The 15,446-nt window shown below is 58.0% G+C and carries 15 protein-coding genes; 8 read left to right on the forward strand and 7 right to left on the reverse strand.

The window, feature by feature from the left end:
• Window positions 1-78: 78 nt before the first annotated feature.
• The gene (rlmF, locus tag IEV54_RS00645; protein ID WP_150277754.1) at window positions 79-1,029 is read right to left on the reverse strand and encodes a 23S rRNA (adenine(1618)-N(6))-methyltransferase RlmF; all 951 of its coding nucleotides are present in this window, start codon (window positions 1,027-1,029) and stop codon (window positions 79-81) included.
• Window positions 1,029-1,751, reverse strand: a complete 723-nt coding sequence (locus IEV54_RS00650) for a spermidine synthase (RefSeq protein WP_150277753.1) — start codon at window positions 1,749-1,751, stop codon at window positions 1,029-1,031. Before IEV54_RS00650 ends, rlmF begins: the two co-directional genes overlap by 1 nt.
• Window positions 1,752-1,865: 114 nt before the next feature.
• Between IEV54_RS00650 and tcdA the strand changes: the two genes are divergently transcribed.
• Window positions 1,866-2,678: a tRNA cyclic N6-threonylcarbamoyladenosine(37) synthase TcdA gene (gene tcdA / locus IEV54_RS00655; RefSeq protein WP_150277752.1), complete on the forward strand. Its 813-nt coding sequence runs from the start codon at window positions 1,866-1,868 to the stop codon at window positions 2,676-2,678.
• Window positions 2,679-2,956: 278 nt separating this feature from the next.
• On the opposite strand, the gene dapD is transcribed toward tcdA, so the two are convergent.
• Genes dapD through map form a run of 5 tightly spaced genes read right to left on the reverse strand, consistent with a single transcriptional unit; the run spans window position 2,957 to window position 9,082 of the window.
• Complete coding sequence (gene dapD, locus IEV54_RS00660) at window positions 2,957-3,991, reverse strand: 2,3,4,5-tetrahydropyridine-2,6-dicarboxylate N-succinyltransferase (RefSeq protein WP_150277751.1); 1,035 nt, start codon at window positions 3,989-3,991, stop codon at window positions 2,957-2,959.
• 32 nt (window positions 3,992-4,023) lie between these two features.
• Window positions 4,024-4,368 carry an ArsC family reductase gene (locus IEV54_RS00665; RefSeq protein ID WP_150277750.1) on the reverse strand — a complete coding sequence of 115 codons (345 nt, stop codon included), beginning with the start codon at window positions 4,366-4,368 and terminating at the stop codon, window positions 4,024-4,026.
• Window positions 4,365-5,561, reverse strand: a complete 1,197-nt coding sequence (dapC, locus tag IEV54_RS00670) for a succinyldiaminopimelate transaminase (protein ID WP_150277749.1) — start codon at window positions 5,559-5,561, stop codon at window positions 4,365-4,367. Before dapC ends, IEV54_RS00665 begins: the two co-directional genes overlap by 4 nt.
• 12 nt (window positions 5,562-5,573) lie before the next feature.
• Complete coding sequence (locus IEV54_RS00675) at window positions 5,574-8,273, reverse strand: [protein-PII] uridylyltransferase (protein WP_150277748.1); 2,700 nt, start codon at window positions 8,271-8,273, stop codon at window positions 5,574-5,576.
• Window positions 8,274-8,293: 20 nt separating this feature from the next.
• Window positions 8,294-9,082 carry a type I methionyl aminopeptidase gene (gene map, locus IEV54_RS00680; RefSeq protein WP_150277747.1) on the reverse strand — a complete coding sequence of 263 codons (789 nt, stop codon included), beginning with the start codon at window positions 9,080-9,082 and terminating at the stop codon, window positions 8,294-8,296.
• Window positions 9,083-9,369: 287 nt separating this feature from the next.
• Here map and rpsB point away from each other — a divergent pair, with 287 nt between their 5' ends.
• The 7 genes from rpsB (at window position 9,370) to ispC (ending at window position 15,391) form a co-directional block, all read left to right on the forward strand.
• On the forward strand, window positions 9,370-10,116 hold the full coding sequence (rpsB, locus tag IEV54_RS00685) for a 30S ribosomal protein S2 (protein ID WP_150277746.1): 747 nt from the start codon (window positions 9,370-9,372) through the stop codon (window positions 10,114-10,116).
• A 136-nt stretch (window positions 10,117-10,252) separates the two neighbouring features.
• Window positions 10,253-11,122: a translation elongation factor Ts gene (tsf, locus tag IEV54_RS00690; protein ID WP_150277745.1), complete on the forward strand. Its 870-nt coding sequence runs from the start codon at window positions 10,253-10,255 to the stop codon at window positions 11,120-11,122.
• Between the two features lie 201 nt (window positions 11,123-11,323).
• The gene (gene pyrH, locus IEV54_RS00695) at window positions 11,324-12,058 is read left to right on the forward strand and encodes a UMP kinase (RefSeq protein WP_150277744.1); all 735 of its coding nucleotides are present in this window, start codon (window positions 11,324-11,326) and stop codon (window positions 12,056-12,058) included.
• Between the two features lie 2 nt (window positions 12,059-12,060).
• The gene (gene frr / locus IEV54_RS00700; RefSeq protein WP_150277743.1) at window positions 12,061-12,618 is read left to right on the forward strand and encodes a ribosome recycling factor; all 558 of its coding nucleotides are present in this window, start codon (window positions 12,061-12,063) and stop codon (window positions 12,616-12,618) included.
• Between the two features lie 24 nt (window positions 12,619-12,642).
• Window positions 12,643-13,395: a polyprenyl diphosphate synthase gene (gene uppS / locus IEV54_RS00705; RefSeq protein WP_150277742.1), complete on the forward strand. Its 753-nt coding sequence runs from the start codon at window positions 12,643-12,645 to the stop codon at window positions 13,393-13,395.
• Window positions 13,395-14,210 (forward strand): phosphatidate cytidylyltransferase, encoded by an 816-nt coding sequence (locus tag IEV54_RS00710; protein ID WP_150277741.1) that lies wholly within the window; start codon window positions 13,395-13,397, stop codon window positions 14,208-14,210. The genes uppS and IEV54_RS00710 overlap by 1 nt, the downstream gene beginning before the upstream one ends.
• The gene (ispC, locus tag IEV54_RS00715; RefSeq protein ID WP_150277740.1) at window positions 14,207-15,391 is read left to right on the forward strand and encodes a 1-deoxy-D-xylulose-5-phosphate reductoisomerase; all 1,185 of its coding nucleotides are present in this window, start codon (window positions 14,207-14,209) and stop codon (window positions 15,389-15,391) included. The genes IEV54_RS00710 and ispC overlap by 4 nt, the downstream gene beginning before the upstream one ends.
• Window positions 15,392-15,446: the final 55 nt, after the last annotated feature.

Genomic DNA, 15,446 nt, shown 5'->3' on the forward strand with positions numbered 1-15,446 from the left:
GAATTACCGCGCCATGATAGCAGACTGGCGTCGGAAACCTCATCTCCAGACGCCTGCTGCTCCGGCCCGGGCAGAGCTTCAAACTTTGTGTGGTTGTGGCCAGCGCGCCTTGCGCCAGGCCCGGCGCTGCTTCTTGTCGAGGAAGGTCCAGGCCAGGAGTCTGCTGTGTTTTTCCCCCTGGGCCATGTCCAGGGCACGGACGTCTGTCGCGCCCAGTTCGCGCAGTTGCTTCTCCAGCGCGGCTACATTGGCAGCCTTGGATACCAGACTGCTGAACCAGAATACCTGCTGCGCCAGTCCGGCGCTTTCGGTGATCATGCGGGCCAGAAATCCGCTTTCTCCACCATTGCAGATCAGCTCGGTGCTCTGTCCGCCGAAATTCAGGCCCGGGTTGTCATCCAGCGCCTTGCCCTTGTTGAGTTTTTGCCATTTTTGCCGATTGGCATCCTTGGCCGCGCCTGCGCTTGGGTGAAATGGCGGATTGCAGAGGGTAAAGTCGAACCGTTCATCCAGCTCGATAACGCCCCGGAAAATGCTGTCGGGATGGGACTGGTGGCGCAGGCTTATATGCGGTTGCACCTTGGGATTATCAGTGAGAATGCGTTTGGCATTGTCCAATGCCTTCTGATCAATGTCGCTGCCGACAAAACGCCACTGATATTCATGCTGACCGATCAGCGGATAGACCAGATTGGCTCCGGTGCCGATGTCCAGTCCCACCAGGGTCGGGCCCGTGGGTATCTGACCGTCGTGGCTGTCGCCCAGCAGGTCGGCCAGGGTGTGCAGGTAATCGGCGCGACCCGGTATCGGTGGGCACAGGTAACCCGCGGGTATGTCCCACTTCTGTATCCCGTACTGGGTAGCCAGCAGCGCCCGGTTGAGTTCAAGGACAGCCTCTGCTTTGCTGAAGTCCAGCGTGCGCTCCCCGGTCTTGCCGGGAATAATCAATGGCTTGAGCGCCGGATTGGCGGCCGCCAGGGTGCCAAGGTTGTAATGCCCCTTGTGCTTGTTGCGGGGGTGGAAGGGCATCAGGCTTTGACTCCAACATAGATGGTATTGGTGGCTTCACCGTTCTGGAACGGATTGAAGAAAGGGACTACATGGGCAGTGCTACTGTGAAATACCGCCTCCATCACCTGCATGAACTCGGCGTCCGGCGGGTCCTGTGACCAGAGTGCAAATACGCCACCGGTTCTCAATTGGCGGCTCATTGCGCGGAGATTGTCGACCGTGTAGAAGCTGGCATTGGAGTGGTGCAGCAAGGCGCGTGGTGAATGGTCGATATCCAGCAGTATCGCATCGAATAGCCTGCCTGGCTGCTGCGGATCGAACCCCGCGCCCGCCTCGACGGCGAGATCGAAGAAGCTGCCGTGCACATAGCGGCTGCGTGGGTCTGCGTTGAGCTCCTTGCCGAGGGGGACCTTCTCCTCCTGGTGCCAGCGGATAACCGTATCCAGATAATCAACGATCAGCAGTTCGCTGACGCGCTTGTCCTGCAGTGCTGCAACAGCGGTATAGCCGAGCCCGAGGCCACCGATGACGACATCCAGATTTGCCCCCGCTAATGCAGCCAGACCCAGATCGGCGAGGGCGATCTCGGCCTCGTAGAACATGCTCGACATCAGAAACTCTTCGCCGAGCTTGACCTCGTAGATGTCCCGGTCGCCGAGTGCCGGTATGCGGCGTCTTCGCAGGGAAATCTCACCGATGGCCGAAGGCTGGATATCGATTTCTTCAAACAACAGGCCCATGGGAGCTCCAGACGAATAGTGGCGGCCGCTATCTTAACACCTGAGGGTCCTGAGGGTTTGAGCCGGGTCGAGTCTGGTGGGTTATAATCTTCCGGTATTTTTTCAGAGGTGCCCATGGCCAAAGATATCGCGATAGCTGACCCGACCACCGACGACCCGCGCTTTGGCGGGATAGCGCGGCTGTATGGGCGTGAGGCGTTCGAGCAACTGCGGCGCACTCATATTGCCGTGGTCGGCATCGGCGGGGTGGGCTCATGGGCTGCTGAGGCATTGGGACGTACGGGGATCGGCCGTATTACCCTGATCGATCTGGACGAGGTTTGCCAGACCAATACCAATCGTCAGCTACCAGCGATGACCGGTCAGATTGGCCGGCCCAAGGTCGAGGTGATGGCCGAGCGCCTCAGGGCGATTAATCCTGATTGTGATGTGCGGGCGGTGATGGATTTTGTCACCGACCGTACGCTGCCTGACTACATCACCGAGGACCTGGACGGGGTCGCCGATTGTATCGATAGCGTGAAGTCCAAGGTGGAATTGATTGCCTGGTGTCGGCGCAGGCGCATCCCCATTGTGACGGCCGGCGGCGCTGCAGGCCAGATCGACCCGACCCAGGTTACCGTATCCGATCTGTCCAGAACCACCAATGACCCGTTGGCTGCCAAGGCGCGCTCCCAGCTGCGGCGCAATCATAATTTCCCCAAAGCGGGCAGCAAACGCAGCTTTGGCGTTCCGTGCGTCTACTCCACCGAACAGCTGCGCTACCCCGCGCCGGATGGCAGCGTATGCCACGAGAAAAGCTTTGCTGGTGACTCGGTCAAACTCGACTGTGAAGGCGGTCTCGGCGCGGTATCGATGGTTACCGGGACTTTCGGGCTGGTGGTTGCGGCGAGGCTGGTTGACCGGATTCTCAGCCGCAAGCGCTGAGCCGCAAGCCGCAAGCTACAAGCCTCAAGCGGCAAGCCACAAGCCACAAGCCACAAGCCAGAAGCTAGACACCAAAGTCAAAAACAAAACCCCCGAGAAAGAGCAGAGTGTTTTTTCATGCACTGAGGGGTTAGGTAACGCGATCAGCTTGTAGCTTGCGGCTTGAGGCTTGCAGCCCTCGAATAAAAAAGCCCGCCCGACAATTCGGAGCGGGTCTTTTCACGGTGCGTGCAGCACACTCGGTCAACTTGCGGCTTGTAGCTTGAAGCTTGCCGCTCTCAGTTATGCGCGTGCAGCATCTCGTTCAACTGGATCGAACTCTTGTTGGTCTTGCACTCGATCGAGCCGGTCTGGGAATTACGGCGGAACAGCAGGTCCGGCTGGCTGGCCAGATCGCGGGCCTTGACGATTTCCACCAGGTTGTCGGCGTCATCCAGTAGTGCAACCTTGATACCGGCGGTGATGTACAGACCTGCCTCGATGGTGCAGCGGTCACCCAGGGGAATACCGATACCGGCGTTGGCACCGATCAGGCAGCCCTCGCCGATGGAAATGACGATATTGCCGCCGCCCGACAGGGTACCCATGGTCGAGCAGCCGCCACCCAGGTCGGAACCCTTGCCAACGAATACGCCAGCGGAGATACGGCCTTCGACCATGCTGGTGCCCGCAGTGCCGGCATTGAAGTTGATAAAGCCTTCATGCATCACCGTTGTACCCTCGCCGACATAGGCGCCTAGACGCACACGTGCGGTATTGGCGATACGTACGCCGGTAGGCACCACGTAGTCCGTCATCGAGGGGAACTTGTCGATGCTCAATACATTGAGCATCTGGCCTGCCATACGAGCGGCGAGTTGACGCTGGGGTAGCTCGTTAATGTCGATGGCGCCCTGGTTGGTCCAGGCGACATTGGGCAGCAACGGGAATATGCCGGCCAGCACTACGCCGTGGGGTTTGACCAGGCGGTGCGACAGCAGATGCAGTTTGAGGTAGGCCTCAGGTGTAGAAACTGGTGCAGCGTCGGTTTCCAGTACGGTGGCAACCAGCGGACGGCTGCTGCCCTCAAGTTGGCTGACCAACGCTCCCGCTTCGGCGAAGTCAGCTTTCTTCAAAGCGTCGGCGAGCGCGCTGCACTGGCTGGCGGTCAGGTCGATGGCCTGATTGCCACCGCTGTAACCAAGCACCTCGGCTACTACCTTGACCATTGCCGGCTCGGGGTTGAGCAGCGGCTGGGGGTAGTAAACCTCGAGCCATTCACCTGCAGTGTTCTGGGTACCGATACCAAAGGCCAGGCTGAAACATTCGCTCATTCGTTATTCCTTGGATTCTGTTGGTGCATGGGTCATTCGAATTCGGCGGCATAGAGGTCGGGCTTGAAACCCACCAGACGCTTCGAACCGATATCGAGTACCGGTCTCTTGATCATTGACGGATTGAGCTGCATCAGGGCGATAGCCTTTTCCGTATCGATATCGCTTTTTTCGTCGTCACTCAGCTTGCGATAGGTTGTACCCTGACGGTTGAGGATGGTCTCCCAACCATGCTCTGCGCACCAGGCGGCCAGCCTTTCAGTGTCGATGCCGTCTTTCTTGTAGTCATGAAACTGATAACTCACGCCCTTTTCATCCAGCCAGGCGCGAGCCTTTTTCATCGTATCGCAGGCCTTGATGCCGTAGAGGGTGATCATTTTTCCAGGTCCTCGATGAACTGACGGATGCGCTGCGCCGCCTCGATACAGTCGGCGAGCGGGGCTACGAGCGCCATGCGAACTCGTCCAGCGCCGGGATTATACCCGTCAATTTCCCGGGAAAGGAAACTGCCGGGTACCACAGCCACATTCTGCTCAGCGAGTAGGCGCCGGGTAAACTCGCAGTCATCGATCAATGTTCGTGGCCAAAGGTAAAAGCCGGCGTCCGGTCGTTCGACGTCCATCACGCCATTCAGTATATCCAGCACTGCATCAAATTTTGCCTGATATTGGCGGCGATTTTCGACCACATGGTCTTCGTCCCCCCAGGCGGCAAGACTGGCCATTTGGCTCTGAATCGGCATTGCGCAGCCGTGATAGGTACGGTATGTCAGATAGGGCCGTAGCAGGTTGGCGTCGCCGGCGACAAAGCCCGAGCGCAGACCTGGCAGGTTGGAGCGCTTTGACAGGCTGTGGAACACCACGCAGCGTGCGTAATCATCCCTGCCCATTGCCGCGCAGGCCTGGAGTAGTCCGACCGGGCCGATTGCCCCGGGGGCATGAATCTCGCTGTAGCATTCATCCGAAGCGATAAAGAAGTCGTGCAGGTCTGCCAGCTTGATCAGTTTCTGCAGCGTGGCGAGTGGCATTACGGCGCCGGTTGGGTTGCCGGGTGTGCAGATGAACAGGACCTGGCAGCGCTGCCAGATCGACTCAGGCACCTTGTCGAAATCGGGTACAAAGCCATTGCCCGCGTCACAGGCAAGGTAATGGGGCTCCACTCCGGCGAGAAAGGCTGCTCCTTCGTAGATCTGGTAGAACGGATTGGGACTGACGACCAGGCCTTCAGGATCGCGCCTGACCATCGCCTGAGTGAAGGAAAACAGCGCCTCGCGGGTGCCGTTGACCGGGATTATCTGTGTTGCAGGGTCTACATGCGTGAGCTGGAAGCGACGCTTGAGCCAGTCGGCAATGCCCTGGCGCAGCTCCGTGATACCCAGAGTTGTTGGGTAGACTGCTGCCTTGTCCAGATTGTCAGCCAGTGTCTGCAGCACAAAGGGCGGTGAGGGATGCTTGGGCTCACCAATCGAGAGCGCAATCGGGCGCAGCCCGGGGTTGGGCGTCACATCTGCGATCAATGCGCGCAGCTTTTCAAAGGGATAAGGCTGCAAGCGGTCCAGATCGGTATTCATTATATGTCTTCCTCAGATCAGGATCTGGCTGGGCATGGAGGGTTGCGCCTGGCCACTGGAGTTGCCGAGCGTTTCCACGATGGTGTTTTGTAGTCGGCGACACAGCTCCGGATCAGACAGGGCCTGATTGTTTGCATCGGTTATCACAAACACGTCATCCACGCGCTCGCCCAGGGTGACGATCTTGGCGTTCTGCACGTTGATGTCAAAGTCCAGCAGAATGCGACCCATTCGTGCGAGCAGTCCCGGCCGGTCCGGTGCGCTGAGCTCGAGAATCGTATGCTGGCGCTCCGGGGCATTGAAGATGGTTACCTCGGGCGCAAAAGAGAAGTGCTTGAGCTGGCGCGGTACCAGGCGCTGGATAATCGAGGGGTAGGCATCTGGGTCGGCCAGGGCCTCGATCAGATCATGCTTGATCTGGCGAATGCGCTCGGGGCTGTCGCCGATCGAGCTGCCATCGGCGTCCAGCACAATGTAGGTGTCCAGGCTGAAGCGGTTGGTCGAGGTAATGATGCGCGCATCCTGAATGCTCAGGTTGAGCTGGTCCATCGCCGCCACGGTCACGGCAAAGAGGTCGTGTTGCTCGGGGGTGTAAATGAATATCTGCGTGGCACCCTCGAACTCGCGCTGGGCAGTTTCCTTGATCAGCACCAACGGCCCGTTACGGTCAGGATGCTGGACAATGGCCTCGGTATGCCAGGCGACGTCGCTGGCGGTGTGGCGCAGGAAGTAATCCTCGCCCAACTGCTCCCAGAGTTCTTCGGCGTCCTCTTCCTCGACGCCACTGCGCACCAGAATGTCGAGGGCCGCATGCTGCGTCTGGCGTACGTGCTCCTCGCGATCCGGTGGGTTTTCCAGGCCGCGGCGCAGGGCGCGCTTGGTTTCGGTATAGAGCTGACGCAGCAGGGATGCACGCCAGGAATTCCATAGCGTCGGGTTGGTCGCATTGATGTCGGCGATAGTCAGTACATACAGGTAGTCCAGCCGCACCTGATTGCCGATGTGCACGGCAAAGTCGTGGATCACCTGCGGGTCGGAAATGTCCTTGCGCTGGGCGGTAGTCGACATGATCAGATGGTTTTCCACCAGCCAGCTGATCAGGTGCGAGTCCCAGGCCGGCAGCTGGTGACGCTGACAGAACGCCATTGCGTCCACCGCGCCGAGTTCCGAGTGATCGCCACCGCGGCCCTTGGCGATATCGTGGTAGAGGCCCGCCATATAGAGCAGGTCAGGTTTAGGCAGCCGACAGAAGATACGCCAGGCCAGGGGGTACTTTTCCTGATACTCGGGCTGATTCAGCTTGCGCAAGTGCTTGATCAGATTGAGTGTATGGGCATCGACGGTGTAGATGTGGAACAGATCATGCTGCATCTGGCCGACAATCTTGCCGAACTCGGGCAGATAGCGGCCGAGAATGCCGTAACGGTTCATGCGGCGCAGATTGCGGTGAATGCCTTCTTTGCAGCGGAAGAGCTCGACGAACAGACTGGTATTGCGAATGTCGGCACGGAAGGCATCGTCGATCAGGCGCCTATGGTCGCGCAGCAGACGAATGCTGTCGGCGCGCACACCGCGGATCTCAGGGTTCTGCGCCATCAACAGGAAAATTTCCAAAAGGGCAAAAGGGGTGCGTTTGAATACCTCGGGGTGCGTTACTTCAATATAGTGGTTGCGTATCTGGAATCGCGAGTTCAATGGTTCGATTTCGGTCGTTTCGGCATCGCGCAGCAGTATCTCCTCGAAATGCTGCATAAGCAGATCGTTGAGTTCTGACAGGGACATTACGATCCGGTAGTACTTCTGCATGAAACGTTCGACTGCTAGCTTGCTGTCGTTATCTTCATAGCCCAGCTGTTTGGCCAGAGTGCGCTGGTAGTCAAATAGCAGCCGGTCTTCCGCCCGCCCAGCCAGATTGTGCAGGGCGAATCGCACCTGCCAGAGAAAAGCCCTGCCTGCCGTGAGAATGCCGTACTCCGGTTCGTTGAGAAATCCCCTGTCGACAAGCTCGCGCAGATCGTTGGTGCCGAAATGCCGCAGTGCCACCCAGCCGATGGTCTGGATGTCGCGCAGGCCGCCGGGTGAGCTTTTAACGTTGGGCTCAAGGTTGTATTCGGTATCGTTGAACTTGGCGTGGCGTCGCTGTTGTTCTGCCCGTTTGGCTCGAAAGAACTCGGCGTCGGTCCACATGTGCTTGGCGCTGAGCGCCTCGATCATCGCCTGGCGCAGGCTTTCGTCTCCAGAGAGGGTGCGTGACTCCATCAGGTTGGTGATCACAGTGATGTCGTTGCGCGCCTCATCCTGGCATTCGCTGATCGAGCGCACACTTTGGCCGACCTCTAGGCCGATGTCCCAGAGCAGCATGAGAAACTGTTCAATCGAATCGCGATAGGCATCGGTATTGCTTTCGCGCAGCAGAATCAGCAGGTCGATATCCGAGTGTGGATGCAGTTCGCCACGTCCATAACCGCCTACCGCCAGCAGCGCAATACCTGGCGTGTCAGTAGTAGCCTGGATCGACCACGCCTTGCGCAATATCTGGTCGGTGAACCAGGCGCGCTCGTGGATCAGTTGGTGAATATCGCGACCGCTTTCAAAGCGTGCCCGCAAAACCGTATCCGCATTGCGAATGACCTTTTTGAATGCGCCTACAGGGCTGCTCTTCAATGCCAGTTCAGCCTGAAACTGGCCCGGGTCGAACAATTCGTTATCCACAGGACTACCCCGATTGTCGTTTACTGGAAGGTCTCTTCCTGGCGACGTGTGAGTACCTCATAACCGTCCGCGGTTACCAGGATGGTGTGTTCCCATTGGGCGGAAAGCTTGCGGTCCTTGGTAATCGCAGTCCAGCCATCGCCGAGCAGGCGGGTTTCGTGCCGGCCCTGATTGATCATTGGCTCGATGGTGAAGGTCATGCCTTCCTTGAGCTCCATCCCGGTACCGGGACGGCCGTAATGCAGCACCTGCGGGTCCTCGTGGAAGACCTTGCCGATGCCATGGCCGCAATATTCGCGGACCACGCTGAAATGATTGGCGTGGGCGTGCTCCTGGATCACGTGGCCGATATCCCCCAGGCGCGCGCCAGGGCGAACCACTTCAATACCCTTGTACATGCATTCCTGGGTCACCCGTGCAAGGCGCTGAACCCATTCGGGTGTTTCGCCGACCAGAAACATCTTGCTGGTGTCGCCGTGATAGCCATCCTTGATGACGGTAACATCGATATTCAGGGCGTCGCCGCTCTTGAGCTGCTTTTCGTTCGGGATGCCGTGACACACTACGTGGTTGATCGAAGTGCAGATCGATTTCGGGAACGGAATGCGGCCGGGTGCGCCGCCGTAGTTGAGTGGAGCCGGGATGGCCTTTTGCACATTGACAATATAGTCGTGGCAGATGCGGTCCAGTTCTTCGGTGGTAACGCCGGGTTTGACATGCTCACCGATCATTTCCAGCACCTCAGCCGCCAGGCGTCCGGCTACGCGCATGCCAGCGATATCTTCCGGGGTCTTGATGGTAACGGTCATTGCGGGATTCTCTCGTTTGGGCGCTGTCGGTTGTCACGCCGGCTGACGCGGTAATCAATCGCGCAGTTTAACAGACATGCTGCGCGCTGTTGAGGGCTGCCGGGCGTGACCGCCGGGCATCTGCGCCTTTATCTGTTTCCGGTTGTATGGTATAAAGCGCCGCGCCTGAACAAAGATCATCAGGCTAAAACTGAAACCACACACGTATCGACACGGTGTCCTGGGTGCCCTCCGGGGTTGGACACTGGGATGCGTGGAGGCTCAACCCGAAATACATTGGAGCTGTCATGACTCAAGTATCTATGCGCGATATGCTGAAGGCCGGTGCGCACTTCGGCCACCAGACCCGTTACTGGAACCCGAAAATGGGCAAGTACATTTTCGGCGCTCGTAACAAGATTCACATCATCAACCTCGAAAAAACCATGCCGATGTTCCACGATGCCCTGACCTTCGTAGAGAAGCTGGCATCCGGCAAGAACAAGGTTCTTTTCGTCGGCACCAAGCGCGCTGCCAGCAAAATCATTGCTGAAGAAGCAACCCGCGCCGGCATGCCCTACGTCGACCATCGCTGGTTGGGCGGCATGCTCACCAACTACAAGACCATCCGCGCCTCTATCAAGCGTCTGCGTGATCTTGAAATCCAGGCTGAAGACGGCACCTTCACCAAGCTGACCAAGAAAGAGGCGCTGATGCGTACTCGCGACCTGGAAAAGCTGGACCGTAGTCTGGGCGGTATCAAGGATATGGGCGGCCTGCCTGACGCGATGTTTGTTATCGATGTCGAGCACGAGCGCATTGCCATCACTGAAGCCAACAAGCTGGGCATCCCGGTTATCGGCATTGTGGATACCAATAGCAGCCCGGACGGCGTCGATTACGTCATCCCCGGCAACGATGACGCGATCCGCGCCATCAAGCTTTACGCTGCTGCCATGGCTGATGCCGTACTGAGTGGCAAGAACAACGGTGGCGCCGGCGACGAGTTTGTCGAAGAGGCCGCTCCGGCCGCTGCCGAGGCTACGCAGGGCTAAGGATGTTTATTGGCCGTTTGACGCCGTAACGAAAAGGGGGCCATGCCCCCTTTTTGCAATATAGTGAAAGCAACATGATACGGCTGCCAGCCAATGAACAGGCAGCCTCAAATCAAGCAAGCTAGAGGAACAACCCATGTCACAGATTTCTGCAGCTATGGTCAAGGAACTGCGCGAGCGCACCGGCCAGGGCATGATGGATTGTAAAAAAGCCCTGGAAGCCGCTGGTGGCGATATCGAAAAAGCGATCGACGACATGCGCTCCGCCGGTGCCATCAAGGCTGCCAAGAAGGCTGGCAACATCGCCGCCGAAGGCGCCATCGCTGCCAAGGTAGCCGATGACGGCAAGAGCGGCGTGATCATCGAAGTCAATTCCCAGACCGACTTTCTGGCTCTGCAGGATGACTTCAAGAACTTTGTTGGCGAGAGTCTGGACAAAGCGATCGCAGCTGGCTATTCCGACGCTGCGCCGCTGATTGCCGATCAGGAAGCTGCCCGCGAGGCATTGATCGCCAAGTGCGGTGAGAACGTCAATATTCGTCGCCTGACCCGCGTTGAAGGCGATGTGATCGGCGCTTATCTGCACGGTCACCGTATTGGTGTACTGGTCACTCTGAAGGGTGGTAACGCAGAGTTGGCCAAGGATATCGCCATGCACGTGGCTGCCAGCAATCCGCAGTTTCTGGATCCGACCCAGGTCTCCGATGACGCCGTAGCCAAGGAAAAGGAAATCTTCCTGGCGCTTAATGCCGAGAAAATTGCCGGCAAGCCGGAGAATATTGTTGAGAACATGGTCAAAGGCCGTATCAACAAGTTTTTGTCCGAAGCCAGCCTGGTCGAGCAGCCCTTCATCAAGGATCCTGACGTCAAGGTCGGTGAGTTGGCGAAGAAGGCCGGCGCCGAGATTATCGACTTCGTACGCTATGAAGTGGGTGAGGGCATCGAGCGCGCTGAAGTCGATTTCGCTTCCGAAGTAGCCGCACAGGTCGCGGCGACCAAACAGTGAACATGCGATTGGAACGGCGCATGACGGGCCACCCGCGAGGTGGCCTGTAATACAGTTTCAAATAGAGGCTTCCCGCGCAGGCGTGAAGCCTCTTTTTTAGGAAACTCTGAACAAGTGGTAACCGGCACCGTCAGAAAATTTGCCAGGTTGTTCCGGTTGTAACTTGTTGAGCGTTTCGCCATTCCCAGCAGGAGAGTCCAGATGGCCCAGGTACCCAGTAGTCGCCAGCCCAAGTACAAACGAATTCTACTCAAGCTAAGCGGTGAGGCCCTGATGGGCACCGAGGGTTTTGGTATCGACCCCAAGGTGCTGGATCGGATGTCACTTGAAATCGGCCAGTTAATCGGTATCGGTGTGCAGATCGGACTGGTCATCGGTGGCGGTAATCTCTTCCGGGGCGCTGCCTTGCACGCGGCGGGCATGGACCGCGTTACCGGCGATCACATGGGTATGCTCGCTACTGTGATGAACGCTCTGGCCATGCGTGACTCGCTGGAGAGATCCAACATTCAGACCCGCGTCATGTCCGCTATTACAATGGAAGGTGTGACCGAGCATTACGACCGCCGCAAGGCGATGCGCTATCTTGCCGGTGGGGACGTGGTAATATTCTCCGCAGGTACGGGCAATCCCTTTTTTACCACGGATACAGCAGCTTGCCTGCGGGGTATCGAGGTTGATGCCGATCTGGTGCTCAAGGCTACCAAAGTGGACGGGGTGTATAACGCCGACCCGATGAAGGACCCCAATGCCGAGCGGTTTGACAGTCTGACCTACGATCAGGTCCTGGACCTCAAGCTTGGCGTAATGGACCTGACCGCGATCTGTCTGATACGCGATCACAAGATGCCCCTGCGGGTATTTAACATGAACAAACCCGGTGCGCTGCTCAATGCGGTGGTAGGTAGCGCCGAAGGGACATTGATCGAGGGTTGATAATGATCAACGAAATCAAGAAAGATGCGCAGGAGCGCATGAAAAAGTCAGTTGAATCCCTGGGCGGCGCCTTCGCCAAGATTCGTACTGGCCGGGCTCACCCGAGTATTCTCGACAGCGTAATGGTGTCCTATTACGGCAGTGACACGCCCCTCAAGCAGGTGGCTAACGTCAACGTCGAGGATTCCCGTACGCTGGCTCTGACGGTGTTTGACAGAAGCATGATCCAGGCCGTAGAGAAGGCCATCATGACCTCCGACCTTGGCCTCAATCCAGCTACTGCGGGAACCACTATTCGTATTCCGATGCCGGCGCTGACAGAGGAAACCCGCAAGGGCTTCACCAAGACTGCGCGATCTGAAGCGGAGAATGCCCGGGTTGCTGTCCGCAATATTCGTCGTGATGCGCTGAGCTCACTCAAGGATCTGCAGAAGGAAAAAGAGATCAGTGAGGACGAGGAGCGCCGCGCAGCGGATGAAGTCCAGAAGCTGACCGACAAATACATCGCCGAGATCGACAAGGCGCTGGAAGCCAAGGAAGTGGATCTCATGGCCATCTGATGGCCGGAGTCCCAAGGTTTATTGATGAATGACAAGACTGCAACAGCGCTCGCTTCAGTGCCCCGTCATGTTGCCATCATCATGGATGGCAACAACCGCTGGGCGCGCAAACGGCTGATGCCCGGCGTGGCTGGCCACAAGGCTGGGGTGGATGCGGTAAAGGCAGCGATTGAAGTCTGTGCGGAAGAGGGCGTAGAGGTGCTCACGCTCTTCGCTTTTTCCAGTGAAAACTGGCGTCGCCCCGAGGATGAGGTTGGCGCGTTGATGGAGCTTTTTCTTGGCGCGCTTCGCCGGGAAGTTCGTCGCTTGCGAGAAAATGACATCCGACTGCGCATAATCGGTGATCGCTCTCGCTTCACGCCAGAATTGCGCAAGGCCATGCACGACGCAGAAGCTCTCACGCAAGGGTGTCAGCGGCTGACCCTGGTTGTCGCTGCGAATTATGGCGGGCAGTGGGATATCGCCCAGGCGGCGCGCCAATTGGCCGTCAGAGTGGCTGAAGGACAGCTGGATGCCGGATCTATTAGTGAAGCGCATCTGCAGGCCTGTCTGAGTACAGCCGAGTGGCCGCTTCCGGATCTGTGCATTCGCACTGGCGGAGAGCGCAGGATCAGTAATTTTCTACTATGGCAGCTGGCATACGCAGAGCTGTATTTCTCCGACCTCTTCTGGCCTGACTTCAAGCAGGACGCTTTGCGCGAAGCCCTTGCGGACTTCGCCCGGCGTCAACGCCGGTTTGGTAAAACCAGTGACCAGATCGTAGGAGTGCAGACCTGATGCTCAAGCAGCGAATTATTACCGCCGTTATTCTCGCTCCACTGGCAATCGCTGGCTTCGTTCTTCTGGAAGGGGCCGCTTTCGCGTTGTTTGTTGGCGCAATTGTGGTTTTGGGGGCCTGGGAATGGGCGCGCCTGGCGGGCGAAGCAGCGCAGAAGGGGCGTATTGTTTACGCGCTGGTTGTGGCGCTTTTCATGTTTGGCCTGTACCGCGATGCCTGGCCGGCTCACTACCTGTTTCTGCCCGCTCTGGCCTGGTGGCTGGTCGCGCTGGTGCTTATCAGCCGTTATCCGAAAGGCCGAGGGCTCTGGGCAGGATCCATGATCAGCCAGCTCTTCGGGCTGTTGATCCTGCTTCCTGCCTGGTATGGCCTTGTCTGGTTGCGGGCTCAGGAAAACGGTTTGTGGCTCATCCTCGGCGTGTTGATTCTGATCTGGGCTGCTGATGTAGGAGCTTACGTAGCGGGCAAGACCTGGGGGCGTCGCAAGCTGCTCCCGCGGGTCAGCCCGGGCAAGACAGTCGAGGGTCTGCTGGGTGGGCTGGTTTTTACTCAGCTACTGACGCTGGGCGTGTTGCTATATCTAGGCTGGGGTGTGACGGCATTGCTTATGGGGCAGGTGACTGCGGCGCTGGTTGTTCTGTTTTCCATTGTTGGTGATCTGACCGAGAGTTTGTTCAAGCGCGAACAGGGGCTTAAAGATAGCAGCAGCCTGCTGCCTGGCCACGGCGGGGTTCTTGATCGTATAGACAGCCTGACCGCAGCCGTGCCAGTCTTCGCCCTGTGCTGGATGCTGATCGGGGAACGTCTGGCGTGAGTGTCTCCTGGGTAACGGTGCTGGGTGCGACCGGGTCTATCGGTGTGAATACGCTTGACGTCATCGCGCGGCATCCCGAGCGTTACGCTTTATTCGCCTTGACCGGCCACAGCCGCATAGACGTGCTGGAGAACCAGTGCCTGACTCATCGCCCGCGGTATGCAGTCGTAGCCAGCGATGAGCAGGCGCTAGCTCTTCAAGCCCGTTTGCTTAATGCGGGATGTCCAACTGCTGTATTGGTCGGCGCAGAATCCCTTGAGCAGGTCGCCTCAGCAGAGGATGTTGACGTCGTAATGGCGGCTATCGTGGGTGCGGCAGGTCTTCGTCCGACCCTGGCAGCAGTCCGCGCCGGCAAGCGTGTTCTGCTGGCCAACAAGGAAGCACTGGTCATGTCTGGTGCTTTGTTCATGCAGGCAGTAAAGGATAGCGGCGCAGTGCTGCTACCGATAGACAGCGAGCACAACGCCATCTTTCAATGCCTGCCGGTGGATTATGCCCGTGGCATGGCCAGTGTAGGTGTGCGCCGAATTCTTCTGACAGCTTCTGGAGGTCCCTTCCGGGACATGAGTGTCGAAGACTTGAAAACGGTTACGCCGAAGCAGGCCTGCGCTCATCCCAACTGGTCCATGGGGCAGAAAATCTCGGTGGATTCGGCCAGCATGATGAACAAGGGGCTCGAATTGATCGAAGCTTCCTGGCTTTTCAATGTCCGTCCAGCGCAGATCGAGGTCGTGATACACCCCCAGAGTGTGGTGCATTCTCTGGTGGATTATATAGACGGGTCGGTCATTGCCCAGTTGGGTAATCCGGACATGCGAACACCTATTGCCCATGCACTAGCCTGGCCTGAACGGCTTGACTCCGGCGTCAGTCCGCTTGATCTGTTATCGGTTGCCCGGCTGGACTTCCGTCCACCCGATCCGAAGATGTTTCCTTGTTTGCGTCTGGCCAGAGAGGCTGCTGAATCGGGTGGCACTTCTTGCGCTGTTCTCAACGCCGCAAATGAAGTCGCAGTAGAGGCTTTCCTGACTGGACGCATTGGTTTTACCGATATCCCTGTTATCATCGAGCACACGCTAGATTGCATGGCCTCCGAATCCGTCCAGGATCTGGATCACATCCTGCTGACCGACCGCCATGCGCGCAAGCATGCTAACGACTGGCTGAGCCGTCACTTCTGACCGGTCCTATTTGAACCAGTACCGCTGATCGACCGATCGGAACGCGGTAACCACT

It is taken from the genome of Halopseudomonas salina, from assembly GCF_014637955.1.
GTDB lineage: Bacteria > Pseudomonadota > Gammaproteobacteria > Pseudomonadales > Pseudomonadaceae > Halopseudomonas > Halopseudomonas salina.

Bases quoted from the DNA above. Each gene is read 5' to 3' on its own strand.
- rlmF (WP_150277754.1), bottom strand. From the start codon at position 1,029: ATGCCCTTCCACCCCCGCAACAAGCACAAGGGGCATTACAACCTTGGC.
- IEV54_RS00650 (WP_150277753.1), bottom strand. From the start codon at position 1,751: ATGGGCCTGTTGTTTGAAGAAATCGATATCCAGCCTTCGGCCATCGGT.
- tcdA (WP_150277752.1), top strand. From the start codon at position 1,866: ATGGCCAAAGATATCGCGATAGCTGACCCGACCACCGACGACCCGCGC.
- dapD (WP_150277751.1), bottom strand. From the start codon at position 3,991: ATGAGCGAATGTTTCAGCCTGGCCTTTGGTATCGGTACCCAGAACACT.
- IEV54_RS00665 (WP_150277750.1), bottom strand. From the start codon at position 4,368: ATGATCACCCTCTACGGCATCAAGGCCTGCGATACGATGAAAAAGGCT.
- dapC (WP_150277749.1), bottom strand. From the start codon at position 5,561: ATGAATACCGATCTGGACCGCTTGCAGCCTTATCCCTTTGAAAAGCTG.
- map (WP_150277747.1), bottom strand. From the start codon at position 9,082: ATGACCGTTACCATCAAGACCCCGGAAGATATCGCTGGCATGCGCGTA.
- rpsB (WP_150277746.1), top strand. From the start codon at position 9,370: ATGACTCAAGTATCTATGCGCGATATGCTGAAGGCCGGTGCGCACTTC.
- tsf (WP_150277745.1), top strand. From the start codon at position 10,253: ATGTCACAGATTTCTGCAGCTATGGTCAAGGAACTGCGCGAGCGCACC.
- pyrH (WP_150277744.1), top strand. From the start codon at position 11,324: ATGGCCCAGGTACCCAGTAGTCGCCAGCCCAAGTACAAACGAATTCTA.
- frr (WP_150277743.1), top strand. From the start codon at position 12,061: ATGATCAACGAAATCAAGAAAGATGCGCAGGAGCGCATGAAAAAGTCA.
- uppS (WP_150277742.1), top strand. From the start codon at position 12,643: ATGAATGACAAGACTGCAACAGCGCTCGCTTCAGTGCCCCGTCATGTT.
- IEV54_RS00710 (WP_150277741.1), top strand. From the start codon at position 13,395: ATGCTCAAGCAGCGAATTATTACCGCCGTTATTCTCGCTCCACTGGCA.